The following is a 24445-nucleotide window of genomic DNA, read 5'->3' as shown; positions in this document are numbered from 1 at the left end:
GAACCGGGATGGCCGCCATGTTTCAATCCTTCGAAGTCACGTCAACGCCGCAATATGGGCGCGAACGCGTCGAGGCGCTGCGGGCAAGCTTCGATACGCTTGGCATCGATGCGTTTCTGGTGCCGCGCGCCGACGAATATCAGGGCGAATATGTGCCAGCTTCGTCTGAGCGGTTGTCGTGGCTCACCGGTTTCACCGGCTCTGCCGGCATCGCGCTGGTCGATCGCAAACAGGCGGTGGTGTTCGTCGATGGCCGTTACGTTACCCAGCTTGCGCAGCAGGTGGACGGCGCGGTGTTCACCGGCGGCGATCTCGTCGGCGAGCCGCCGCATCTCTGGCTGAAGGCGCACGGAGCCAGGGGAATGCGGCTCGGCATCGATCCCTGGCTGCATACCGGCGCCGAAGTGCGCCGCCTCGAAAAGGCGCTGGCCGAACTCGGCGGGACGCTGGTGTTGCTCGATCACAATCCGCTCGACCGCCTGTGGATCAGCCGCCCGGCCGAACCGCTCGGCGCGGTCCATATCCAGAACATTTCCGAATCGGGTGTGCTGGCCAGGGACAAGATCGCCACCATCCAGGCCGATCTCGAAGCGAAGGAGCTTTCGGCCGTGCTGATCACCGATCCGTCCTCGGTCGCCTGGATCTTCAACATTCGCGGCAGCGACGTGCCGCATACGCCGCATCCGCTGGCGCGCGCCATTCTGCCTGCTTCCGGCAAACCGCTCCTGTTCCTCGACAAGCGCAAGACCAATATCGAGGCGGAAGCCTATCTGGCGCAGCTCTGCCTGCAACGGTCGTCCTCCGAGCTGGAAGCCGCCCTGGCACGGCAATCCGCCGGTGGCGCCCGCATTCTCGTCGATCCCGACCTGACGCCGTATGCGCTCGTCGAACTGATTGGCGCCAAAGGCGGCGAGATCGTCGAGGGCAACGATCCGGCGAAAATCCCGCGCGCCTGCAAGAACCTCGCCGAACTCAACGGCTCGGCGGCGGCGCATCTCCAGGACGGGGCGGCGATGGCCGAGTTCCTGCACTGGCTCGATCAGGTCAAGCCCGGTTCGGTCACCGAAATCGATGCGACGAAACAACTCGAGGAGATCAGGGCCGGTGTCGGCCAGTCGATGCAAAACCCGCTGAAGGATATTTCCTTCGACACCATCGCCGGCGCCGGCGAGCATGCGGCGATCATGCATTACCGGGTGACGACGCAGACCGACCGGACTATCGATGGCGGCGAACTGTTCCTGATCGATTCGGGCGCGCAATACGTCAACGGCACCACCGACATCACCCGCACCGTCGGCATCGGCGTGGTGGATTACGAACGCAAGCGCTTCTTCACACTGGTGCTGAAGGGCATGATCGCCATTTCGACGGCGCGTTTCCCCAAGGGCACGCGCGGCTGCGATCTCGACCCGCTGGCGCGCATCAACCTGTGGAAGGCGGGCGCCGATTTCGCCCATGGCACGGGCCATGGCGTCGGCTCTTATCTCTCGGTGCATGAGGGGCCGCAGCGGATTTCGCGGCTGTCGACGCAGGAGCTGCTGCCCGGCATGATCCTCTCGAACGAGCCCGGCTATTACCGGCCCGGCAGCTTCGGCATTCGCATCGAGAACCTGATCTATGTGCGCGAGGCGGAAGCGGTCGAGGGCGGCGATGCGCCGATGCTGTCCTTCGAAACGCTGACCTATTGCCCCATCGACCGCGACTTGATCGTCACTGAGCTTCTGACCCGTGAGGAGATCGACTGGGTCAACGACTACCACGCCCGTACGCGCGAGGCGCTGACACCGCTGATCGAGCGCAAGGATGTGCGCGACTGGCTGGCGCAGGCAACGCGGCCGCTGATCTGAAATGAAAAGGCCGGCGAGGGGAAACCTTCACCGTCCGAATTTTTAGAGAAGATGACGAAAAACCATCACGATGCACCAGCCGGCGAGCAGCATCGGCATGACGGAAAAGCGCAGGCCGATGACCAGCGCCACCGCCATGGCGATCTTGATGTCGATCTCGCCGGCATAGAAGGCGGGGGCGACGAGCGTGGTCAGCACCGCCGCCGGCACGGCGTTCAGTGCCGCATCGAGGCGCGGCGGGATGGATTTCATCCGCGCCATCAGCATATAGCCGCCGATGCGTGTCGCAAAGGTGGCGACGGCGCACATCAGGATCAGCGCCACCATATCCGTATTGAGGAACGTGCTCATTCGACCGGCTCCTCGGCGCCTGCCGTGGCGGAGGGCAGGAAGGCGGCCAGCGCCACGCCGGCGACGGCGCCGATGCTGACATGCCAGGGCGAGCCGACGTAACGATAAGCCAGCACCGAAGCCAGCGCGCTGACGACGACGATCGGCAGGAAACCGGCCTTCCTGCGGAAGCCGAGCACCATTTCCATGAAGTAGATCGGCAGCAGCACGTCGATGCCGATGATCCTGGGATCGCCGACCAGCCTGCCGAAGATGCCGCCGGCGACGGTCAGCGTGACCCAGGGCACGAAGATCATCACGCCGAAACCGAGATACCAGGCGAAGCTGACCTTCTTGCCCGATTCGCCGCGCTGGACGCTCTGGGCGAATTGCGGGTCGGTCAGAAGGTGGAAGCCGATGATTTTCTGCAGCGGCGTGAAATGGCTGATGAAACGCGCGATGGCTGCCGAATAGAGGATGTGGCGGAAATTCACCGCCAGCACCGACAGCACGATCAGCCAGGGCTGCACCTTGTGGCCGAACAGCTCGATGCCGACCAACTGGCTGGCGCCGGCAAACACCGTCGCGCTCATCAGCGCGGCCTCGGCCACCGTCTGGCCGTTGGCGATCGCCACCGCGCCGAACAGCACCGCAAAGGGCGCGGCCGAAGCCATGATCGGAAAAGCGCCGCGCAGGCCTTCCGCAAAATCCGAATTGCTGCTCATCCGCTTTGCCTTTTGAAGCATTTTCCAGGAGAAGTGCGGAGCGGTTTTCCGTCCGGAAATGCGCAAACATTTAAAGGCGTTGCCATTACTCTGCCTGGCTTCGCGCTTCAAGCCCTTTGCCTGAAATGCCGAACGGCCCCGGATGAATCCGAGGCCGTTCCATACGCTGTCAACCAATGGCGATCAGATGACGCCCTGGGCGCGCATGGCTTCCGCCACGCGGATGAAGCCGGCGATGTTGGCGCCGAGCACGTAATTGCCCTTTGCGCCGTATTCCTCCGCCGTTTCTGCGCAGCGGTCATGGATGCCTTGCATGATCTGGCCGAGGCGTTCGCGGGCGGTCTCGAAGCTCCAGCTATCGCGGCTGGCGTTCTGCTGCATTTCCAGCGCCGAAGTGGCGACGCCGCCGGCATTGGCGGCCTTGCCGGGGCCGAACAGCACGCCGGCTTCCTGGAAGGCGCGCACCGCTTCCGGCGTCGAGGGCATGTTGGCGCCTTCGGCGACCGCGATGACGCCGTTGGCGATCAGCGTGCGGGCATCCTTGCCGGACAGTTCGTTCTGCGTGGCGCAGGGCAGGGCGACGTCGCAGGGCACATCCCAGATCGAGCCCTTGCCGGAGGCGATGAAGTGCACGCCAGTCTGGCGGGTGCGGGCGTATTCGGAAAGCCGCTCGCGGCGGATTTCCTTGATGTCCTTGACCAGACCGAGATCGATGCCATTCTCGTCGACAAGATAGCCGCTGCTGTCGGAGCAGGCCACGACCTTGGCGCCGTAATTGATCGCCTGTTCCATGGCGTAGATCGCGACATTGCCGGAACCCGAGACGGTGACCTTCTTGCCCTCGAAATCCGTGCCCTTGCGCGACAGCATGGCGCGGGTGAAGTAGACGGCGCCATAGCCGGTCGCTTCCTTACGCACCAGCGAACCGCCATAGCTCAGACCCTTGCCGGTGAAGACACCGGCCTCGAAACGGTTGGTCAGGCGCTTGTACTGGCCGAACATCCAGCCGATCTCACGGCCGCTGACGCCGATATCGCCGGCCGGCACGTCGGTATACTCGCCGAGGTGACGATAGAGCTCGGTCATGAACGACTGGCAGAAGCGCATGATCTCGCCGTCCGAATGGCCCTTCGGATCGAAGTCGGAGCCGCCCTTGCCGCCGCCGATCGGCAGACCGGTCAGCGCGTTCTTGAAGATCTGCTCGAAGCCGAGGAACTTGATGATGCCGAGATTGACCGAGGGGTGGAAGCGCAGGCCGCCCTTGTAGGGGCCGAGCGCCGAGTTGAACTGGACACGGAAACCCCGGTTGATGCGCACCTGGCCCTTATCGTCCACCCACGGCACGCGGAAGATGATCTGGCGCTCCGGCTCGCAGATGCGCTCGATCAGCGCATCGCTGAGATAACCGGGATGTTTGGAGACGACGAGGCCAAGGCTTTCCAGAACCTCACGCACGGCCTGGTGGAACTCGGGTTCCGCCGGGTTGCGGTGCAAGACCTGGGCAAGGATCGGTTCAAGCTTTTCGTCAACGGTCGCCATCCGGCACCCCTTTCGTTCAGGCCGCAGGATTTCTCTCGACGGCTGCCGCTTCAAGGCGAGCGCGTCGTTGAAAAGCGGCGGCTTTTGGTTATGTCTCCGATCTATTTATGGACTCGGAATACGGAAGTTGCACAATTTGCGAACTTATGTGCCTATTATTGCGCCAGCGCAACCGCTTTTGTAAGCTTCTGTCTAAGTTTTGAGCGATGTGCTTGTTTTTGCGCCATACAGCATTTTTCGCCGACAGCAGCACACGGCCGCTCCCTGCCGGAACGGCGGGGAGCGGCTTGCCGTGCTTACCGGGGATTGTGCCGAGAGGCGTCAGCGTTTCAGCTTGAACGTATGTTCGTCTGCGGGAAAGGTGCGGCCCCTGACCTCGCGGGCATAGTCTTCGGCGGCTTGTGAGACCAGCGGCGCCAGCGAGGCGAAATGCTTGACGAAGCGCGGCTTGAAGTCGTTGAACAGGCCGAGCATGTCGTCGCAGACCAGCACCTGGCCGTCACAGGCGGGCGAAGCGCCGATGCCGATGGTCGGTACGGCAACGTTTGCGGTGATCTCGCGGGCGAGCGGCTCCACCGTGCCTTCGATGACCATGGCGAAGGCGCCAGCCTGCCCGATGGCGGCGGCGTCGCGGCGGATCTTGTCGCTTTCGTCTTCGGTGCGGCCGAGCGAGCGATAGCCGCCGGTGGCGCTGACCTGCTGCGGCATCAGCCCGACATGGCCGAAGACCGGAATGCCGCGCTTCACGAGGAAGGCAACGGTTTCGGCCATTTCCTCGCCGCCTTCCAGCTTCACGCCGTCGCAGCCGGTTTCCATCATGATGCGGGCGGCGGTGCGGAAGGCCTGTTCCCTGGACTCCTGGTAGGCGCCGAAGGGCAGGTCGACGATGACGCAGGCATGGGTGGCTGCGCGCATCACCGCCTTGCCATGGCCGATCATCATCTCGGTGGTGACGCCGATGGTGGACTCCATGCCGTAGAGAACCATCCCGAGCGAATCGCCGACCAGCAGCAGGTCGCAATGCGGATCCAGCAGCCGTGCGATCGGCGTCGTATAAGCCGTGAGGCAGACGATGGGGCGCTCGCCCTTGAGCGCGGTGATGGCGGCGGGCGAGACCCGCTTCTGGCGTCCGACTGCGCTCATGTCATGCGGCCTTTCCGAGAATGTTCTGGGCGGCGCCGATCAGGCCGTTGTCGAGCAAGCGGGTCTGGCCGATGCGGATGTAGAGCACCAACAGCGCCGGGCGCTCGCCGATGGTCTCCATCGGCTTCAGCGTTTCAGGGTCGCGAATGGCGACGACTTCAGGCCCGGCCAGCGGCTCGGCGGCGATGAAGGCGCGCAGCGCCGCCTCGAAGGCGGCGACTTCGCGCAGGCCTTCGCGATAAAGGCGTTCGGCCTCGATCAGCGTCTTCGGCACGATGACGGCGGCGCGGCGCTGCTCGGGGCTCAGATAGACGTTGCGGGAAGAGCAGGCGAGGCCATCCGCCTCGCGCACGGTCGGCACCGGCACGACCCGCACCGGCTGGGCCAGATCCTCGACCATGCGGCGGATGACGGCGACCTGCTGGTAATCCTTCTCGCCGAAATAGGCGCTGTCCGGCTGGACGATGTTGAACAGTTTGGTCACGACCGTGGCGACGCCGGCGAAATGGCCGGGCCGCACCGCGCCTTCCAGCTCGGCGCCGAGCGTGGGCACGTCGACGACGGTTTCCATCGGCCTCGGATACATGTCGGGCACGTCGGGGGCGAAGAGGAAATCGACGCCGGCCTCCCGCAGCATGGCGGCATCGCGGTCGAGATCGCGCGGATAGCGCGCCAGATCCTCATTCGCGCCGAACTGCAGCGGATTGACGAAGATGGAGACGACGCTGATGTCGTTTTCGGCCTTGGCACGGGCGACGAGCTGCATATGGCCGACATGGAGATATCCCATGGTCGGCACAAGCCCGATGCGGCGGCCGGCGCGACGGTGTTCGGCCAGCCGCTCGCGCAGAGCGGCGATGCCGCGAATGATGTCCATACTGCCTCCCCGGAGCCTGCCCGCCTCGACGGGCGCGCACAGACATGCTCCTGTCTTATCGCACTGCGGCATAAACTATGCCGCCAACGCCTTTCCTCCCTAAAAAGCGAGGGATTTTTACACTGTGCAGTGCAAAAAGGCAACCGCTTGGCGCGTGTTGGATCAGGAGATGAGCGCGGTATCGCTGTTGATCACCTCGATGCCACGGGCGCGCATTTCGGCGATTGCCGCCGCGACGCCTTCAGGCGCGATGCCGCGGCTGGCATCGGCGATGAAGCGAAGTTTGACGCCGGGCAGCATGTCGGCTGCGTCGAGGGCCGAAAACTTCACGCAGTAATCCGTCGCCAGGCCGCAGAGGTCGAGTTCGGTGACGCCCTTGTCCCTGAGGTAGTCGGCAAGGCCGGTCAATGCCGCCTGGTCATTGTCACGGAAGGCGGAATAGCTGTCGACGGCCGGGTTCTGACCCTTCTGCTGAATGTAGTCGACGTCGTCGACATGCAGGCCGGGGTGGAATTCGGCATCACGCGTGCCCTGCACGCAATGATCCGGCCACATCATCTGCGGCTTGCCGGAGAGTTCGCCCATCTCGAAGGGCTGCTTGCCGGGATGGGCGGAGGCGAAGCTGCCATGGCCGGGCGGATGCCAGTCCTGCGAGGCGACGATCAGGTCGTACCGGCCGCTGTCGATCAGCCGGTTGGCGACGGCGACGACCCGGTCGCCTTCCGCGACGGGAAGGTTGCCGCCGGGGCAGAAGCCGTTCTGGATGTCGATGAGCAGCAGCGCTTTCAAATGCCTGTTCCCTTTGCAAGATCGTGCCGGCAGGATGCCAAGTTCGCGCCGCCGGATCAAGCTTGGCCTTTCGCGGAACCGCTCAACTCTGCTAAGGCTCGGGCGGGAACGAAATCATGCAGCGAGGATACCAGACATGACCGCGATCACCGATCTTTCCGCCCTCGAATTGTCCCGCGCCATTCATGATCGCACGGTATCCTGCCGCGAGGTGATGGCGGCCTATCTGGAGCGCATCGGCCGCATCAACCCCAAGATCAACGCGATCGTCAGCCTGCGCGACGCCGAGGAACTGATGCGCGAGTCGGGTGAACGCGACGCGGAACTGGACGCCGGCCGCTCGCAGGGCTGGATGCATGGCCTGCCGCATGCGGTGAAGGATCTGGCGCCGGCCAAGGGCATTCCCTGCGTCTTCGGTTCGGAAAACTACCGCGATTTCGTGCCGGATTTCGACGATATCCAGGTGGAGCGCATCCGCGCGCTCGGCGCGATCATCATCGGCAAGACCAATACGCCGGAAATGGGCCTGGGCTCGCATACCTTCAACCCGGTCTTCGGCCCGACCCGTAATCCCTACGACACCGGCAAGAGCGCCGGCGGCTCCAGCGGCGGCGCGGCGGCGGCGCTGGCGGCGCGGCTGGTGCCGGTGGCGGACGGCAGCGACATGATGGGCTCGCTGCGCAATCCGGCCGGTTTCAACAATGTCGTCGGTTATCGTCCGAGCTATGGCCGCGTGCCGGCGCTGGGCCGCGAACTGTTCCTCGGCCAGCTCGCCGTCAACGGCCCGATGGCCCGCAACGTCGCCGATGTCGCAGCCCTTCTTGCGGTGCAGACCGGCTATGACATTCGTGATCCGCATTCGCTGTCGGACGAGGCTTTCGTCCTCGATCCCGATGTCGACATGAGCAGCGCCCGTATCGGCTGGCTCGGCGATTACGGCGGCTACCTGCCTTTCGAGGACGGGGTGCTCGATCTCTGCCGCGATTCGCTCGAGGTGTTCCGCACGATCGGCTGCCGCGTCGGCGATGTCACCCATCGCTTCGACATGGCCCGCGTCTGGGATAGCTGGCGCACGCTGCGGCATTTCCTTGTCGCCGGAGGCCAGGCCGCCGATTATGCCGACCCGGCGCGACGGGCGAACATGAAGCCGGAAATGATCTGGGAGGTGGAAAACGGCAATGCGCTGACCGCTGCGCAGGTCTTCGCAGCCTCCTCGGTGCGCAGCGACTGGTATCGCTATATGTGCGGCCTGTTCGAGGAGTATGATTTCCTCGTGCTGCCGACGGCGCAGGTTTTCCCCTTCGACGTGACGCTCGACTGGCCCAAGACCGTTGGCGGGAAGGCGATGGATACCTATCATCGCTGGATGGAAGTGGTCATCGGCCCGAGCATGCTCGGCCTGCCGGTCGCCGCCATGCCGGCCGGTTTCGGCAGCAACGGGCTGCCGGCGGGCATCCAGATCATCGGTCGCCCGCGCGCCGATCTCGCCGTGCTGCACATGGCCGCGGCCTACGAATCGCGCACCGACTGGCTGTCCCAAGCACCTGCGATTGCCAAGTGAGAAAGTGATGCCGGTTTACGCCGGCGTTAACTTTTTTCCCTCGCGTGACCGTTCTGCCGCAGTCTTTCCATATTTCTGTGGGACTGCCGGTGCCGCCGACGGTTCGGAGAGCCGTCCATCATGCCGGAGCGATTCCAGCAAAAGCGCGACAGCGGTTTTGCATCGGGATTGCATGAAGACGCTTTGAGGACGATCAGGGGGCATTCGCGCTTCGTGTGAACCGCGAAACCATTCTATCGTATTGATTTTACGCAATGTCCCGAACGTGCGGCGTCTACGCGCCGGGTCGGACTTGCGCGCGGGGCCGGGGGAATCTGCCGTTCTCGCCACAGGAAATTCGTCCGCGCCAGCATAGGCTGTCCGGGCGCGCTCCCGCTTGTGCCGTCGCGGCTGCTCTGCCGCGCTGCCAGGCAAAGACTTTGACGAGACATAGTAAATTTTCCGCAAGGCCATTGCCCGCTTCGGGACAACGTAAAGGAATTGGTTACCATAGTTTGTCATCCTTACCATCACACCAGCCGATGCGAAGAGCTTTCACTTCGCTCGCTGCCGCTCCCGGCCTTTTGGCTATGTCTGGTGACGCCGGATCGAGTTTTGCGTTTGGGTATTGAGTAACATGGTATCTGCCGTCACACAGACCAATCATCGCGCCTTGTCGTTCCAGGCAAAGCCGGCGCGTCGGCGCAACTCCCGCGCTCTCCTCCGTGGCCTCGTCGTAACCGGCGTTGGGGCCGCCACAGTCTGCTGGATCGTCGGCACGCTGGCGACGATGAACAGCCTGACCACGGCGGCGGCATCGGGCGACCGGAACCGTTTCGAAACCAGGCTGGCGCTCAATCCGATCGTGCGGGGCGAACCCGGCGAGCGGAACATCCGCCCGACGAAATTTTCGCGCGCGCCGCTGCCGCTGGTCGACCAGATCGCCCAGAGCGGGCTGACGGATGAGGCGATCCGCTCCTCGCGCGAACGCATGGCCATGCTTGCCCGCCTGACGCCGGACAAGGCCGGGACCACCAAGGCCCATGGCCTGACGGCGCAGGCGATTCGCGCTTTCCACACCAAGTCGACGATGGTGGCCTCTGCCGCGCCGCCGCGCCCCGCCGAGCCGGCAAAGGCCATGGCGGCGCTGACACGCGGCAAGGACGATGCGATTCTCGCAGCCGCCGACGCAAAGGCCGCTGCCCAGCCGGTCCTGGCCAGCGCGCTCGTCGAGCCGACCGCAGCGCAGGCCAGTTCGCTGCCGAAGCCCTTCAGCTATGTCATGGCGGAACGCGAGGCCGCCGCTGCCGAAGCCACCGAGTCGCTCCCCGCATCGATTCCGCTGCCGGCCGCCAAACCGGAACTGCGCGTCGCACTGGCCAAGCCGGAACCGGAGGAGCGCAAGCCGGCCAAGACGACCGAACTTGCCTATGCCAAGCCGACTTCGGCGCTGGAAGAGGATGACGATTCGAGCCGGTCGCTGATCCCCACCTTCCCGCGCCGTCGCGGCGGCAAGGTGGCCTATTACGACATTTCCGCCGGTGTGGTGCATATGCCGAACGGCGAGAAGCTGGAAGCCCATTCCGGCATCGGCGAAATGCGCGACAATCCGAAATACACCCATGTGACGATGCGCGGGCCGACCCCGCCCGGCACCTACAAGCTGTCGATGCGCGAAAGCCTGTTCCACGGGGTGGCCGCCATTCGCCTGACGCCGACAAATGGCATCGCGCCGAAGGGTCGTGTCGGCCTGCTGGCCCATAGCTACCTGCTGCGTCGTCGTGGCGATTCGCACGGCTGCGTCGCCTTCGCCGACTACAAGCGCTTCCTGCGCGCCTTCCAGAGCGGCCAGGTGGATACAATGATCATCGTCCCGAAGATGTCCGCCTGGGGTGGGTTGACCGCTTCCGCCGACGACCGCAAGTCCGGCGGTATTTCCTCGGAACGGCGCATGCGTTGATGATTTTCCAGGCGGGCCTTGCGGTTCGCCTGGACTGGCACCACCCCTCTTCACCGTCATGCTCGGGCTTGTCCCGAGCATCTGCAAACATCAGAGATTGTCTGATATCTCAATTGTTTGGCTAATGAAGGCAGATCCTCGGGACAAGCCCGAGGATGACGATTGTGGGTAGATTGCCGCAAAATCAAGCGGGCTCACGACCGCTCGACGAACCCTTCCAAAACCCGTTTCTGGCCGGCACGGTCGAAATCGATGGTCAGTTTGTTGCCTTCGATGGTGGCGACGGTGCCGTTGCCAAATTTCATATGGAAGACCCGGTCGCCGACCGAGAATTGCGACGGCGTCTCGCTGGTCGACTTGGCGACCAGTTCGCCCTCGATGGTGCGGCCGCGCGGGCCGCTTTCGCCATAGCCGATCCGTTCGACCGCATGGCCGGAGCGCGTACCCCAATTGTCGCGGGTGGCCTCGGAGCGGTTGGCCTGCGCCCGTTTCCAGCCCGGCGTCGAATAGGAATTGCTGAAAGGATCGGCCGCCTTGTCGAAGCGTGACTGGCCGTAGCCGCCGCGCCCGCCGTAACCGCCATAGGAGGTATCGCCGGCGGCGACGTCGACATGGGCGGGTGGCAGTTCGTCGAGGAAGCGCGAGGGCAGGGTGGATTGCCACAGGCCATGGATGCGCCGGTTGGAGACGAACCAGATATGGCAGCGGCGCTTGGCGCGCGTCAGGCCGACATAGGCGAGGCGGCGTTCTTCCTCCAGCCCGGCGCGACCGCCTTCATCCAATGCGCGCTGGTGCGGAAACAGGCCTTCTTCCCAGCCGGGCAGGAAGACGGTGTCGAATTCCAGTCCCTTGGCCGAATGCAGGGTCATGATCGAGACGGCGTCGAGATTCTCGTTCTGCTCGGCATCCATCACCAGCGAGACGTGTTCGAGGAAGCCGCGCATGCTCTCGAAGGCCTCCATCGAGCGGATGAGTTCCTTGAGGTTCTCCAGCCGCCCCGGCGCTTCCGCCGATTTGTCGTTCTGCCACATGGCGGTGTAGCCGCTCTCGTCGAGGATCTGCTCGGCGAGTTCGGTATGCGAGGTGGTTTCGAGCAGGCTCTGCCAGCGGCGGAAATCGGTGACGACATCGAACAGCGCCTTGCGCGGCTTCGGCTTCATCTCGTCCGTGTCCATCAGTTCGCCGGCGGCGGCGAGCATCGGCACGCCGCGCTTGCGGGCATGGTCGTGGACGGCGCGCACGGCGGCATCGCCAAGGCCGCGCTTCGGCGTGTTGATGATCCGCTCCAGCGCCAGGTCGTCGGCCGGCTGGCAGACGAGGCGGAAATAGGCCATGGCGTCGCGGATTTCCTGGCGCTCGTAGAAGCGCGGGCCGCCGATGACGCGGTAATTCAGCCCCAGCGTGACGAACCGGTCTTCGAATTCGCGCATCTGGAAGGAGGCCCGCACCAGGATCGCCATGTCGTTGAGATTGTGCTGCTTGCGGTGAAGCTGCTCGATCTCCTCGCCGACCGCGCGCGCCTCTTCCTCCGAATCCCAGGCGGCGTGGACGATTACCTTGTCGTCGCCTTCGTCGAGGCGGTCGGTGAACAGTGTCTTGCCGAGGCGGCCCTCGTTATGGGCGATCAGATGGCCGGCCGCGCCGAGGATATGGGCGGTGGAGCGATAATTGCGCTCCAGCTTGATGACGGCAGCGCCCGGAAAATCCTTCTCGAAGCGTAGGATGTTGTCCACCTCCGCGCCGCGCCAGCCATAGATCGACTGGTCGTCGTCGCCGACGCAGCAGACATTCTGCGGCACGCCCTTGGGCCGCTGCGCCAGCAGGCGTAGCCACATGTATTGCGCGGTGTTGGTGTCCTGATACTCGTCGACGAGAATGTAGCGGAAGCGCTTGTGATAATCCTTCAGCACGTCGGGATAGGTGCGGAAGATATGGATCGGATGCATCAGCAGGTCGCCGAAATCGCAGGCGTTCAGCGTCTTCAGCCGCGCCTGATAAGCGGCGTAAAGTTCGCGGCCCTTGCCGTTGGCGAAGGCGCGGGCGTCGCCCTCGGGAATATCGGCGGGCCCGAGGCCCTTGTTCTTCCAGCCGTCGATCATGCCGGCGAATTGCCGCGCCGGCCAGCGCTTGTCGTCCAGCCCCTCGGCCTGGATGAGTTGCTTGATGAGGCGGATGACGTCGTCTGTATCGAGAATGGTGAAATCGGAGCTGAGGCCCACCAGTTCGGCATGGCGGCGCAAAAGCTTGACGCCGATGGAGTGGAAGGTGCCGAGCCAGGGCATGCCCTCGACCATCTCGCCGACGAGAACGCCGATGCGCTCCTTCATCTCGCGCGCCGCCTTGTTGGTGAAGGTGACGGCGAGGATCTGGGAAGGATAGGCGCTGCCGGTCGCCAGGATATGGGCGATGCGGGTGGTCAGCACCCGCGTCTTGCCGGTGCCGGCTCCCGCCAGCACCAGCACCGGGCCGTCCATGGTCTCGACGGCGCGGCGCTGCTCGGGATTGAGGCCGGAGAGATAGGCGCCCTGCGGGCGCGCCGGTTCGCGCGCTGCCATGGCGCGCGCGGCGATGCCGCTCGGCGTGCCGACGCCCTGAGCAGGCGCTGCCTTGTGCGGCGGTGCGTCCGGCTCCTCGTCGAAGAAGGGAATATCGTCAAAACCGTTGGTCATGCGGCGTAATGTAGTGATTCGGTTCCGAAAGGCCAGAACGCATGTTCTTCTTTCATTCCGTAATGCCCGATAACGGCGCGAAGATCGAAGGCGAAACACCATGTCTGGCTGGCGGACGACTTCACGCAAACTTGATGCGATGACGCAGGCCGATTTCAAGTCGTGACGACATTACAATTCCGTAAGGCGACAGCCCTTGCTTTGCCGTCTATCATTCCGGCACCATAATACGCTGCTATTGCCGCGACCGTCTTTTGCCTGTTTCTTCCGGTCGCGGAAGCTTGGAGAATTGAATGCATATCTGGAAACAGCTTCTGACCAGCATCGTCGTCCTCTGTTGCGGGGTTCTCGCCTGGGTCTGGCTCGCGCCGGGTTCGGCTGCGACGCTGGAAAAGCTCGGCTTGCCGAAAGCGATGATCGCCGCCGTCGCGCCGCGGGAAAAGCCCGAGGCGGCAACCGGCGGCGCCGGCCACAAGGCGCATGGCGATGACCGCACGCCGCTGGTGGTCGTGCGCACGGTGAGCCAGGGCATCGTCAACGACCGGCTGAACGCCATCGGCAGCGGCGAGGCGATCCGCTCGGTGACGGTGACGCCGCAGGTCTCCGGCACCATCGTTGAGATCGGCATCAAGTCCGGCGACAAGGTCAGCCAGGGGCAGGTGCTGATGCGCCTCGACAGCGACGAGCAGGTGATCGCCCGCGACCAGGCGCGCGTGGCGCTGAGGAATGCCGAAGAAAAGCTGAAGATCTATCAGAACATCAAGTCGACCGTCTCGCGCCTCGACGTCTCCAACGCCGAGATCGCTCGCGATACCGCGAAGCTGGCGCTCGAGACGGCCGAGTTCAACCTCAAGCGCCGCACTGTCACTGCGCCTTTTGACGGCATCGTCGGCATCGTACCGGTCAGCATCGGTGACAATGTCACGAGCGCGACGACGCTGGTCGGTCTCGACGACCGTTCGGAGATCCTCGTCGATTTCTGGGCGCCGGAGCGATTCATCAGCCAGATCGCGCTTGGCGGCGCGGTCGAGGCCAGCGCCATCGCCCATCGCGGCGAGATCTTCCACGGCGTGGTCGATGCCATCGACAACCGCGTCGATCCGGCCAGCCGCACCTTCCGCGTCCGCGCCCGTATCGACAACGGCGACGACCGGCTGCGCTCGGGCATGTCCTTCGCTGTCGCCATGAAGTTTGCCGGACAGAGCTATCCGGCCGTCGATCCGCTGTCGGTGCAGTGGGATTCGCAAGGCTCCTATGTTTGGCGCGTCGCCGATGCCAAGGCGGAGAAGGTCCGGGTCGGCATTGTCCAGCGCAATCCGGAAGCGGTTCTGGTGCAGGCCGATCTCGCGACCGGCGAGAACATCGCCATCGAAGGCCTGTTGCGCATTCGCGAGAATGGCGGTGTGCGCATTTCCGGCCAGCCGTCCAACCAGCAGGCGGAGGCTACCCCATGAGCGCCTCGACGGAAGGAAAATCCGGGGGATTCACCGCCCTGTTCATCCGCCGCCCGATCCTGGCGCTGGTGTTCAACACGCTGATGGTCGTCGCCGGCCTTGCCGCCTGGTTCGGCATCGAGGTGCGCGAGTTGCCGGATACCGACCAGCCGGTGATCACCGTGCGCACCACGCTGGACGGCGCGGCACCCCAGACCATCGACCAGCAGATCACCCGCATCATCGAGGGCGGCGTCGCCCGGGTCAGCGGGTTGAAATCGATTTCCTCCTCGTCCTCCTTCGGATCCAGCCGGGTGACGCTGGAATTCACCGACAAGACCGATCTGGCGGTCGCCGCCAGCGATGTGCGCGACGCCATCGGCCGCATCCAGTCGCAACTGCCCGACAATGTCGATGCGCCGCAGATCGTCAAGGCGGATGCCGATTCGCAGCCGGTCATGCGGCTTGCGGTCACCTCCGATACGCTCAGCATGGACGATCTGACGCAGCTCGTCGACAAGCAAATTTCCGACCGTCTCGCCGCCGTCGACGGCGTCGCCGACGTCCAGCTCTATGGTGACCAGGAAAAGGTTTTTCGTGTCGATATCGACCAGACGGCGCTGGCCAGCCGCGGGCTGACGGTCGCCGACCTCTCGACCATGTTGCAGACCGCCTCCATGGATGTGCCGGCCGGCTCGATCACCAGCACGACCCAGGATATCGTCGTGCGCGCCACCGCCAACCTCACCAAGCCGCAGGATTTCGAAAACCTCATCATCCAGAACCGGGTGCGGCTCGGCGATGTCGCCAGCGTGACGCTCGGCCCGCGTGACGGCACGACGGCGCTGCGCTCCAACGGCGTTACCGGCATCGGCCTCGGCATCATCCGCCAGGCGCAATCGAATACGCTCGATATTTCAACCGGCGTGCGCGCCGCCGTCGACGAGCTCTCCGCCGCCGTGCCGCAGGGCGTCCATATCGCCATTACCAGCGATGACGCCGCCTTCATCGAGGGTGCGATCCATGAGGTGGAACTGGCGTTGATCCTCTCGGCGATCATCGTCGTGGTCGTCATCTATCTCTTCCTGCGCGACTGGCGGGCGACGATCATTCCGGCGATCACCATGCCGGTGGCGCTGATCGGCACGATCGCCGCCACCTATCTGATGGGGTTTTCGATCAACATCCTGACGCTGCTCGCCATCGTGCTGGCGACCGGGCTCGTGGTCGATGACGCCATCGTGGTGCTGGAAAACATCGTGCGGCGGCGCGGGCAGGGATTGCAGCCGCGCGCCGCAGCCGTTCTCGGCACGCGCGAGGTCTTCTTCGCGGTGATCGCGACGACGGCGACGCTGGCGGCTGTCTTCATTCCGCTGTCCTTCCTGCCGGGGCAGGTGGGCGGGCTGTTTCGAGAATTCGGCTTCGTGCTCGCCTTTTCCGTCGGCCTGTCGTCGATCGTGGCGTTGACGCTCTGCCCCATGCTCGCCTCGCGCATGCTGACCAGGGAGATGGTCGAGCATCACGGCGTTCTCGGCTGGATCGGGGATCGGTTCTCCGACATCTATCTGCGCCTGCTGCGCGCCTGCCTCAACGCGCCGGTGGTGGTGATCGCTGTCGGTGGAGTGTTTGCTGTCGCGGCGGTGCTGGCCTTCACCATGGTGACCAGCGAATTGACGCCGCGCGAGGACCGCGCCATGGTCATGCTGCGGGTGACGGCGCCGCAGGGCGTCAGCCTCGCCTATACGCAGGACCAGATGCAGCGCGTGGAGGAGGGGTTGGAGCCGTTGCGCGCTTCTGGCGAAATCCGCAACGTCTATTCGATCTCGGGTATGAACAACCAGTCGAATAACGGCTTCATGGTGCTGACGCTGGCCCCCTGGGATGCGCGCGAGCGCAGCCAGAGCGACATCGTCTCCGACATCAATGCCGCCACGGCGCTGGTGCCGGGTCTGCGCGTCAACGTCATCCAGTCCAACAGCCTGCGCATTCGCGGCGCCGGCAGCGGCCTGCAATTCGCCATTCTCGGCAGCGACAACGAGAAGCTGACAGCCGCGGCGCAGAAGGTCGTGCAGGCGATGGACGAGAACGCCAGCTTCAGCCAGCCGCGCCTGACCAATGAGCCGACGCAGGCCCAGCTTTCGGTCGCCATCGACCGCGAGCGCGCCTCCGACATGGGCGTCAACATCGCCGGCCTGTCCACCGCCATCCAGTCGCTGCTCGACAGCCGCTCGGTGGTCGACGTCTATGTCGACGGCGAGGCCTATCCGGTGCTTCTGACCTCCAATACACGGCCGATCGACGATCCGACCGATCTCGAAAATCTGTTCGTCAAGACCGGCGACGGCAAGATCGTGCCGATGGCAACCATCGCCTCGCTCGATGAACGCGCCGTCGCGCCGCAATTGACCCGCGAGCAGCAATTGTCGTCGGTGGCGATCACCGCCGACCTGGCGCCGGGGCTGGCGCTGGGCGATGCACTGGCCGAAGCACAACGCATCGCCGCGCCGTTGTTGCCGCCGGGGGCGCGCATCCTGCCGCTGGCGGAGGCGGCGACCTTGCAGGACAATTCCTCCAGCATGGCGCTGACCTTCGGTTTCGCCATCGCCATCATCTTCCTGGTGCTGGCGGCGCAGTTCGAAAGCGTGCTGAGCTCGATCATCATCATGACGACGGTGCCGCTGGGGCTGGCCTGCGCCGTCTTTGCGCTGGTGCTGACCGGATCGAGCCTCAATATCTATAGCCAGATCGGCCTCGTGCTGCTGGTCGGGGTCATGGCGAAGAACGGCATCCTGATCGTCGAATTCGCCAACCAGCTTCGCGACCATGGCGAGGGCGTGCGTGTCGCCATCGAAAAGGCCTGCTCGATCCGGCTGCGGCCGGTGATGATGACGATGATCGCTACCATTCTCGGCGGTGTGCCGCTGGTCTTCGCCCATGGGGCGGGGGCCGAGGCGCGCAATGCGCTGGGCTGGGTGATCGTCGGCGGGCTCGGCATGGCGACGCTGGTGACCCTGTTCGTCACCCCGGTCGCCTATCTGCTGATTGCCCGTTTCGCCAAGCCGCATGCCGACGAGGAGCAGCGCCTGCATGCCGAAATGGCCCATGCCGGGCGACTGACGACGGCGGCCAATGATGCGGAAATGCCAGCCGCGGCCGCCGAATAAAACGGCGGTTCGGCATTTTGCCGCTCCCCCATGAATTTGCCGCGATTCATGCTATGAGGGTTTTGAATTCGACTCTCAAAGGAGCAGGCTTACCGATGCTGAAGAAACTGGCCATTGTTGGCGTTGCGGCGGTCTATCTGTCCGGTTGCACCACGACCGATCCCTATACCGGCGAACAGAAGGTATCGAACACCGCCGGCGGCGCGATGATCGGCGCCGGTCTCGGCGCGCTCGGCGGCCTTGCCGTTGGCGGTTCGCCGGTCGGGCGGCGCAATGCGGCGCTGATCGGCGCCGGTATCGGGGCCCTGGCCGGCGGCGCCATCGGCAATTACATGGACAGCCAGGAAGCGGAATTGCGCGCCCAGCTCCAGGGCACCGGCATTTCGGTGACACGCGCCGGCGACCGCATCATTCTCAACATGCCTTCCAACATCACCTTCGCCACCGATCAGGATGCGATCAGCCCGGCCTTCTTCCCGACGCTGAATTCGGTCGCCGTCGTGCTGCGCAAGTTCAACCGCACGCTGATCGACGTCAACGGCCATACCGATTCGACCGGCAGCCTCGCGCATAACCAGGATCTGTCGCAGCGCCGTGCCTATTCCGTCGCCAACTATCTCGGCGACCAGGGCATCGACCAGCGTCGCGTCTCGGCCATGGGCTTCGGTCCCAGCCAGCCCATCGCCTCCAACGCCAGCGCCGCCGGCCGGGCCCAGAACCGGCGCGTGGAAATCACCATCGCCCCGATCACCCAGGGCTGATCGCCACCGGTCCGCTCCATCCCGGCGCAGCCGATGCGCCGGGATTTTCATCATGTTATCAGGGGAGAGGTTCACATGGCGCTGCAGGATCTGCGCGCGGGCACGCGCAACGAAGAGGGTATCGCCCGGGCAATGGAGAAGCTGAAGGCGCAGTTCGGCGAGCGTTTCCAGACCGGCGAGGCGATACGACACCAGCATGCGCACACGCTGACCTATATTCCCCCGCAGCTTCCCGATGGCGTCGTCTTCGCCGAAAGCGCCGATGACGTGAAAGAGGTGGTGCGCTGCTGCGCCGCCCTGAAGGTGCCGGTCATTCCCTTCGGCACCGGTTCTTCGCTTGAGGGACAGGTGAATGCGCCCTCCGGCGGCATCTCCATCGATTTCTCGAAGATGAATCGCATTCTCTCGGTCAATGCCGAGGATCTCGACTGCACCGTCGAGCCCGGCGTCACCCGTGAGCAGCTCAATGTCCATCTGCGCGACACCGGCCTGTTCTTTCCCATCGATCCCGGCGCCAACGCCTCGATCGGCGGAATGGCCTCGACGCGTGCCTCCGGCACCAATGCCGTGCGCTACGGCACGATGAAGGACAATGTACTCTCGGTAACCGCCGTGACCGCCAGCGGCGAAGAAATCCGCACCGCCCGGCGGGCGCGAAAATCCTCGGCCGGCTATGACCTGACGCGGCTCTTCGTCGGCGCCGAAGGCACGCTCGGTGTCCTGACCTCGGTGACGCTGCGCCTGCAGGGCATTCCGGCCGTCATCGCCGGCGGTGTGTGCGGTTTTCCGACGCTGCGCGATGCCTCCAATGCCGTCATCATGACCATCCAGCTCGGGATTCCCGTGGCCCGGATCGAACTGGTCAATGCGCTGCAGATCCGCGCCTGCAACGCCTATTCCGGCTTGTCGTTGATCGAGCAGCCGACGTTGTTCGTGGAATTCCATGGCAGCGAGGACAGCGTGAAGCTGCAATCGGAGGAATTCTCCGCCGTCGTCGCCGAATGCGGCGGCGGTGCGTTCGACTGGACCAGCGATCCGCAGGCGCGGGCGAAACTCTGGAAGGCGCGCCATGACGTCTATTTCTCCGCCAAGAGCCTTCGCTCCAGCTGCAATGTCATCGCCACCGATGTCTGCGTGCCGATCTCGCGTTTTGCCGATTGCGTCGCCGAGACCGAGGACGACATCAACGCCCATGGCCTTACCGGTCCGATCGTCGGCCATGCCGGCGACGGCAATTTCCATGTCAGCCTGGTGATCGACGATACCGACCCGGCCGAGCTTGCCAAGGCCGAAGCCTTCGTCGCCCGGCTGAACACGCGAGCGCTGGCCATGGACGGCACCTGCACCGGCGAGCACGGCATCGGCCAGGGCAAGATTCCCTATTTGGAACGCGAACTTGGCGGCGCCGTCGATCTCATGCGCCAGGTCAAGCGTGCGCTCGATCCCGACAATATCTTCAACCCCGGAAAAATCTTCCATCTTGATTGAAACCATGCTTTGGTGCGCGGCGCTTTGCCGGTAAAGCATTTTCAGGAAAAGTGGATAGCGGTTTTCCGCTCGGAAATGCGTATTGCAAGGACGTAGAGCGTTTTCGCCTTTCGAAGAAGAGCGGAAACCCTCTAAGGTGTCGGCGAAGTGGCGGCATGTGCGCGAAAGCCTGCGGGGGGCGCAGCGGAGTAAGGATGCGGTGGTAGGGCGGATTCTGGTTTTTCTGGGCGGCTTGCTGGTCGTGGTGCTGTTTTCAGCGCTATTGGCGCCGCTCTTCGTGGACTGGACCGATTTCCGCAAGGATTTTGAGGCGCAGGCCAGCCGAATCATCGGCAAGAAGGTGGTCGTGCATGGCGCCGTCGATGCCCGGCTGCTGCCATTTCCGTCGGTGACCCTGCATGACGTTCGCGTCGGCCAGGAAGCGGACGGCACGCCGCTGGTGCGCGTCGAGCGTTTTTCCATGGATGCCGAGCTTGCGCCCTTTCTCTCCGGCGAAGCATTGATCTTCGACATGCGCATCGAGGAGCCGGTGGCGCGCGTGCGCCTGCTGAAGGACGGCACGCTGGACTGGATGCGCGGCAGCCGCGCCGATATTCCGGCGCGCTCGGTCGTTCTCGAAAACGTGCATGTTACCGGCGGTCGGGTCGAATTCATCGACGATCAGTCCGGGCGTACGCGCCTGATTTCCGATCTCTCGGCTGAAATGTCGGCGAAATCGCTGGCCGGGCCGTGGCGCATCGAGGGCAATGCCGCGCTGGACGGCGAAAAGGGCGCTTTCTCGCTGGTGAGCGGCCAGCCGGAGCCGGGTGCCGCCGGCATGCGGCTGAAATCGAAGATCATGCCGCAGACGCGGCCTTTCGAGATCGAGCTGGACGGCGAATTGAAGCTGGTCGACAGCCGGCCGATCTATCAGGGCGCGTTTTCCATGTCGGCGACGTCAAAGGCAGCGGCGGTCAAGCGCGACAAGGCCGATACGCCGCCGCCGCGCCTGACCGGCTCCTTCGAACTGACCAATGAAAGCATGCGCGTTCCGGCCTATCGCATGGAAGTCGGCGCGCTTGACGACCCTTACGTCATTACCGGCGAGGCGACGCTCGACACCGGCAAGCAGGCGCAATTCCTGCTGACCGCCGAGGGCCAGCAGATCGACGTCAACCGCTTCGGCAATCAGGGCGAGCGTGGCAAGACGGGCCGCAATGCCTCGATTTCCGCCAAGGAGCGGCTGGGCCTGTTCATGGAGACGCTGGCGGCCGTTCCCGTGCCGCAGGTGCCGGGCAAGGCCAATCTGCGCCTGCCGGCCATCGTCATCGGCGATACCACCATCCGCGACGTGAAGCTGGACGTGCGCCCGGCCGGCGACGGCTGGGCGGTCGACAATGCCGTCGCCACCCTGCCGGGCCGAACCCAGATCGAAGCCAAGGGCATGCTTTCGTTAGGGTCCGAGGCGGCCTTCAGTGGCGAGATGCTCGTCGCGTCCAATCAGCCTTCGGGACTTGCGAGTTGGCTGTCGGGCAATGTCGATCCGGCGATCCGGAAACTGAAAAGTGTCGGATTTTCGGCGCTGGTCAGCCTGACGCCGGAACTGCAGCGCTTCGAGCGGCTGGAATTCATCGCGGGCCAGGATATCCTGCACGGCCGTCTGGAACGGCAGGCGCTCGACAAGCAGGCGCCCAGCATCTCGATGGACCTCAACGGCAACACGATCGATTTCGACGTATTGCGCGCCATCGCCGGCATCGTCGCCGGCCAGGAGGCCGATAGCGGCCTGCTCGACCATCGCATCGCCGCCCAGCTCAAGGCCTCGAAATTCATCGCCTTCGGTGTCGAGGCGGAAAATGTCGATACCGTCTTCACCGTTGCCGATGGCGCCTTGTCGCTGGAGCGGCTGACGGTCGGCAATCTGGCGGGCGCGGCGCTGACGGCGATCGGCCGAGCGGAGGGCACGCTTGCCAAATATACGGGCACGGGGCGGATGACCTTCCAGGCTTTCGATCCCGGGCCGTTCCTGACGATGCTGCGCCAGCACCTGCCGCCGCATCCGGCCATCGACCGGCTGGTGCGCAATGCCGCCTGGTTTGCCAATTCCGACCTGAAGCTGACGCTGGCGCTCGGCGGCGACGACGGTAGCGGCCTGAGCGTCAAGATGGCTGGCGTCACCAATGGCAGCCGCGTCAACCTCGATTTCCGCCTTGCCGATCTGATGAGCAAGACCAGCGCCATCGGCTTCGATGCGACACTGGAAAACCCCGTGACCTCGATCCTGTTCGGCCAGGCCGGCTTCGAGCCGCTGCCGCTGGAGGCCGACAGCAACGGCGTGCTGGCCGTACGCGTCAAGAGCGACGACGGGACCTCGGCCGATACGACCGTCACCTTCAACACCCAGCAGACTGCGTTCAGCGCTGGCGGCAAGGTGGATCTCTCGGCTGCGAATTTCCTTGCCGGGCAGATGAAGCTGACGCTCGAAAGCGCCGATATCGAGCCCTATCTGATCATGAACGCTCTGCCGCTGCCGCAGATCGGCACCGGCCTGCCATTGAAGGCGACTGCGGACCTCGCCATCGATGCCGCCAAGGTGGACTTCCAGAATCTCGCGATTTCTGCTGGCGGCAATACCATCAATGGCGGCGTGTCGGTGACGCGCGACGCGCCGTCGTTCACTGCCTCGGCCGATCTCAAGCTTGCCACCGCCGATCTGGGCACTCTGGCTGAACTGGTCTATGGCCCGCTCGTCGACGCCGCGACCAGCCGGTATGCGGCGACGCCGCTGCCGAAGCTGGTCGGCGGTCTCAGCATCGCCGCCAAGGTCGCGGTGCAGTCGGTCTCGCCCGGCCTGTTCGGACCGATCCGGGATTTCACCGCCAATCTCGGCTTCAATGGCGAGCAGGTGACGCTTGACGATATTCAGGGCAACTGGAGCGGTGGTAAGCTCAGCGGCCGCCTGTCGCTCGGCAATGCCAATGGCAACGGCTTCCTGCAAACCCAGCTTACGGTGGCCGATGGCGATACGGCGGCCATCGTCTGGCAATATGCCGGCAGCCCCGTGGCGAGCGGAAAATTCCGGCTGGAAATGTCGGCGGAAGCCACCGGCAAGTCGGTCGCCGATCTGTTCGGCTCGGCCAGCGGCTCCGGCGAACTCGGTTTCAACGGCACCAAGATCAACGGACTGAATCTCGCGGTGCTGCCGATGCTCATTCCCGCGGTCGATGCCATGCAGGGCGAACTGACGCAGGAGCGCGTCTTGCCGCCGGCGATTGCCGCGCTCGACCAGGGCGAGACGGAACTGCCGCCCTTCGTCGTGCCGTTCAACCTCACCTCCGGCATCGTCAGAGCCCAGAATGTCGCGGTCGCGACCGATCAGGCGCAGCTATCGGCGGATGCGGCAATCGATCTTGCCGGCGAGAGCCTGCAGGCGGGTGTGGCCGTCGCCTTCAATCCGGGCGCGGAGGCGCTGTCGGGGGCCGAGCCGGGCATCACCCTGAATTATGCCGGCCCCATCGCCGCGCCACAGCGCACCATCGATGCCGCCGATCTCACCGGGTTCCTGTCGCTGCGCGCCTTCGAGCGTGAGCGCCGCCGCGTCGAGCGGCTGCAATCGAACGTGCTGGAAAAGCAGCGGCTGCGCCGCGAAGTCGCGCTCTACAAATACCGTGCCGACGAACGCCAGGCGGCGCGCGAGCGCGCGGCAGCGGAAGAGCAGATGCGCCGGGCCGAGGAAATCCGCCTGCGGCAACTGGCGCGGGAGGCCGAGCGCCTGCGCCGCGAGGCCCTGGCAAAGGCAGCCCAGGAAAAGGCGGAGGCCGAGCGCCGCCTTCAGGAACAGCAGAAGTTGCAGCAGCAGGCGCCGGCGGCCACGCCCGATGCCGGTTCCGGCGGTGCGAACGGCAACACGCCGCCCCTCAATTTCGACGTCCTGCCGAAAATTCAGTGATCGGCCTGGGCCTGGCGCTTCAGCCAGTGCAGCACATGGACGCGTAGCGCCGAAGACAGGTTGCTGTCCTCGGCGCGGCCGTCATCGATTTCGGCAAGCAATCTGGCCAGCGGCATGCGTCGTGTCGCGGCGATGCCTTTCAACTCGTCCCAGAACGCATCTTCCAGCGTGAAGCTGGTGCGGTGGCCGTGCAGGGTGATGGAATGTTTTCGGATCATCAGGGATTGGACCCGCGAGGAGGAGCGGATG

The 24445-nt window shown here is 64.6% G+C and carries 16 protein-coding genes; 8 read left to right on the top strand and 8 right to left on the bottom strand.

Annotated elements, in window-relative coordinates; all coding sequences use genetic code 11:
* Positions 1–17 precede the first annotated feature (17 nt).
* Positions 18–1850, top strand: a complete 1833-nt coding sequence (locus P7F60_RS05690; protein WP_277916747.1) for an aminopeptidase P family protein — start codon at positions 18–20, stop codon at positions 1848–1850.
* Positions 1851–1892: 42 nt separating this feature from the next.
* Here the strand turns inward: P7F60_RS05690 and P7F60_RS05685 are convergent, their stop codons facing one another.
* The 6 genes from P7F60_RS05685 to pncA form a co-directional block, all read right to left on the bottom strand.
* The gene (locus tag P7F60_RS05685) at positions 1893–2201 is read right to left on the bottom strand and encodes an AzlD family protein (protein ID WP_277916746.1); all 309 of its coding nucleotides are present in this window, start codon (positions 2199–2201) and stop codon (positions 1893–1895) included.
* Positions 2198–2905 (bottom strand): AzlC family ABC transporter permease, encoded by a 708-nt coding sequence (locus tag P7F60_RS05680; protein WP_277916745.1) that lies wholly within the window; start codon positions 2903–2905, stop codon positions 2198–2200. The genes P7F60_RS05685 and P7F60_RS05680 overlap by 4 nt, the downstream gene beginning before the upstream one ends.
* Before the next feature lie 183 nt (positions 2906–3088).
* Complete coding sequence (gene gdhA, locus P7F60_RS05675) at positions 3089–4444, bottom strand: NADP-specific glutamate dehydrogenase (RefSeq protein WP_277916744.1); 1356 nt, start codon at positions 4442–4444, stop codon at positions 3089–3091.
* Positions 4445–4765: 321 nt separating this feature from the next.
* Positions 4766–5587: a 3-methyl-2-oxobutanoate hydroxymethyltransferase gene (gene panB, locus P7F60_RS05670; protein ID WP_277916743.1), complete on the bottom strand. Its 822-nt coding sequence runs from the start codon at positions 5585–5587 to the stop codon at positions 4766–4768.
* Between the two features lies 1 nt (position 5588).
* Complete coding sequence (panC, locus tag P7F60_RS05665) at positions 5589–6464, bottom strand: pantoate--beta-alanine ligase (protein ID WP_277916742.1); 876 nt, start codon at positions 6462–6464, stop codon at positions 5589–5591.
* 162 nt (positions 6465–6626) lie between these two features.
* Positions 6627–7253, bottom strand: coding sequence for a bifunctional nicotinamidase/pyrazinamidase (gene pncA / locus P7F60_RS05660; protein WP_277916741.1), 627 nt, complete (start codon positions 7251–7253; stop codon positions 6627–6629).
* A 136-nt stretch (positions 7254–7389) separates the two neighbouring features.
* On the opposite strand from pncA, the gene P7F60_RS05655 reads away from it, so the two are divergent.
* Complete coding sequence (locus P7F60_RS05655; RefSeq protein WP_277916740.1) at positions 7390–8814, top strand: amidase; 1425 nt, start codon at positions 7390–7392, stop codon at positions 8812–8814.
* 616 nt (positions 8815–9430) lie between these two features.
* Positions 9431–10753 carry a DUF2778 domain-containing protein gene (locus P7F60_RS05650; RefSeq protein ID WP_277916739.1) on the top strand — a complete coding sequence of 441 codons (1323 nt, stop codon included), beginning with the start codon at positions 9431–9433 and terminating at the stop codon, positions 10751–10753.
* 194 nt (positions 10754–10947) lie between these two features.
* On the opposite strand, the gene P7F60_RS05645 is transcribed toward P7F60_RS05650, so the two are convergent.
* Entirely contained in the window at positions 10948–13422 is a 2475-nt protein-coding gene (locus P7F60_RS05645; RefSeq protein ID WP_277916738.1) for a UvrD-helicase domain-containing protein, read from the bottom strand.
* Positions 13423–13715: 293 nt separating this feature from the next.
* Here P7F60_RS05645 and P7F60_RS05640 point away from each other — a divergent pair, with 293 nt between their 5' ends.
* The 5 genes from P7F60_RS05640 (at position 13716) to P7F60_RS05620 (ending at position 24196) form a co-directional block, all read left to right on the top strand.
* Positions 13716–14876: an efflux RND transporter periplasmic adaptor subunit gene (locus tag P7F60_RS05640; protein ID WP_277916737.1), complete on the top strand. Its 1161-nt coding sequence runs from the start codon at positions 13716–13718 to the stop codon at positions 14874–14876.
* Positions 14873–18019 carry an efflux RND transporter permease subunit gene (locus P7F60_RS05635; RefSeq protein ID WP_277916736.1) on the top strand — a complete coding sequence of 1049 codons (3147 nt, stop codon included), beginning with the start codon at positions 14873–14875 and terminating at the stop codon, positions 18017–18019. Before P7F60_RS05640 ends, P7F60_RS05635 begins: the two co-directional genes overlap by 4 nt.
* A 95-nt stretch (positions 18020–18114) precedes the next feature.
* On the top strand, positions 18115–18780 hold the full coding sequence (locus P7F60_RS05630) for an OmpA family protein (RefSeq protein ID WP_277916735.1): 666 nt from the start codon (positions 18115–18117) through the stop codon (positions 18778–18780).
* A 75-nt stretch (positions 18781–18855) separates the two neighbouring features.
* Positions 18856–20268 (top strand): FAD-linked oxidase C-terminal domain-containing protein, encoded by a 1413-nt coding sequence (locus tag P7F60_RS05625; protein WP_277916734.1) that lies wholly within the window; start codon positions 18856–18858, stop codon positions 20266–20268.
* A gap of 136 nt (positions 20269–20404) precedes the next feature.
* The gene (locus P7F60_RS05620) at positions 20405–24196 is read left to right on the top strand and encodes an AsmA-like C-terminal region-containing protein (protein WP_277916733.1); all 3792 of its coding nucleotides are present in this window, start codon (positions 20405–20407) and stop codon (positions 24194–24196) included.
* Here the strand turns inward: P7F60_RS05620 and P7F60_RS05615 are convergent.
* On the bottom strand, positions 24190–24414 hold the full coding sequence (locus P7F60_RS05615; RefSeq protein ID WP_277916732.1) for a ribbon-helix-helix domain-containing protein: 225 nt from the start codon (positions 24412–24414) through the stop codon (positions 24190–24192). The two genes, P7F60_RS05620 and P7F60_RS05615, sit on opposite strands and share 7 nt — an antisense overlap.
* Between the last annotated feature and the right edge of the window lie 31 nt (positions 24415–24445).

The sequence above is a fragment of the Rhizobium sp. YJ-22 genome (genome assembly GCF_029601685.1).
Taxonomy (GTDB): Bacteria; Pseudomonadota; Alphaproteobacteria; order Rhizobiales; family Rhizobiaceae; genus Metarhizobium.
This window is presented reverse-complemented; position numbering and strand designations above follow the sequence as displayed.

Excerpts from the sequence above, each read along its gene's own strand:
- P7F60_RS05690 (WP_277916747.1), top strand. The coding sequence starts at position 18 with ATGTTTCAATCCTTCGAAGTCACGTCAACGCCGCAATATGGGCGCGAA.
- P7F60_RS05685 (WP_277916746.1), bottom strand. The coding sequence starts at position 2,201 with ATGAGCACGTTCCTCAATACGGATATGGTGGCGCTGATCCTGATGTGC.
- P7F60_RS05680 (WP_277916745.1), bottom strand. The coding sequence starts at position 2,905 with ATGAGCAGCAATTCGGATTTTGCGGAAGGCCTGCGCGGCGCTTTTCCG.
- gdhA (WP_277916744.1), bottom strand. The coding sequence starts at position 4,444 with ATGGCGACCGTTGACGAAAAGCTTGAACCGATCCTTGCCCAGGTCTTG.
- panB (WP_277916743.1), bottom strand. The coding sequence starts at position 5,587 with ATGAGCGCAGTCGGACGCCAGAAGCGGGTCTCGCCCGCCGCCATCACC.
- panC (WP_277916742.1), bottom strand. The coding sequence starts at position 6,464 with ATGGACATCATTCGCGGCATCGCCGCTCTGCGCGAGCGGCTGGCCGAA.
- P7F60_RS05655 (WP_277916740.1), top strand. The coding sequence starts at position 7,390 with ATGACCGCGATCACCGATCTTTCCGCCCTCGAATTGTCCCGCGCCATT.
- P7F60_RS05650 (WP_277916739.1), top strand. The coding sequence starts at position 9,431 with ATGGTATCTGCCGTCACACAGACCAATCATCGCGCCTTGTCGTTCCAG.
- P7F60_RS05645 (WP_277916738.1), bottom strand. The coding sequence starts at position 13,422 with ATGACCAACGGTTTTGACGATATTCCCTTCTTCGACGAGGAGCCGGAC.
- P7F60_RS05640 (WP_277916737.1), top strand. The coding sequence starts at position 13,716 with ATGCATATCTGGAAACAGCTTCTGACCAGCATCGTCGTCCTCTGTTGC.
- P7F60_RS05635 (WP_277916736.1), top strand. The coding sequence starts at position 14,873 with ATGAGCGCCTCGACGGAAGGAAAATCCGGGGGATTCACCGCCCTGTTC.
- P7F60_RS05630 (WP_277916735.1), top strand. The coding sequence starts at position 18,115 with ATGCTGAAGAAACTGGCCATTGTTGGCGTTGCGGCGGTCTATCTGTCC.
- P7F60_RS05625 (WP_277916734.1), top strand. The coding sequence starts at position 18,856 with ATGGCGCTGCAGGATCTGCGCGCGGGCACGCGCAACGAAGAGGGTATC.
- P7F60_RS05615 (WP_277916732.1), bottom strand. The coding sequence starts at position 24,414 with ATGATCCGAAAACATTCCATCACCCTGCACGGCCACCGCACCAGCTTC.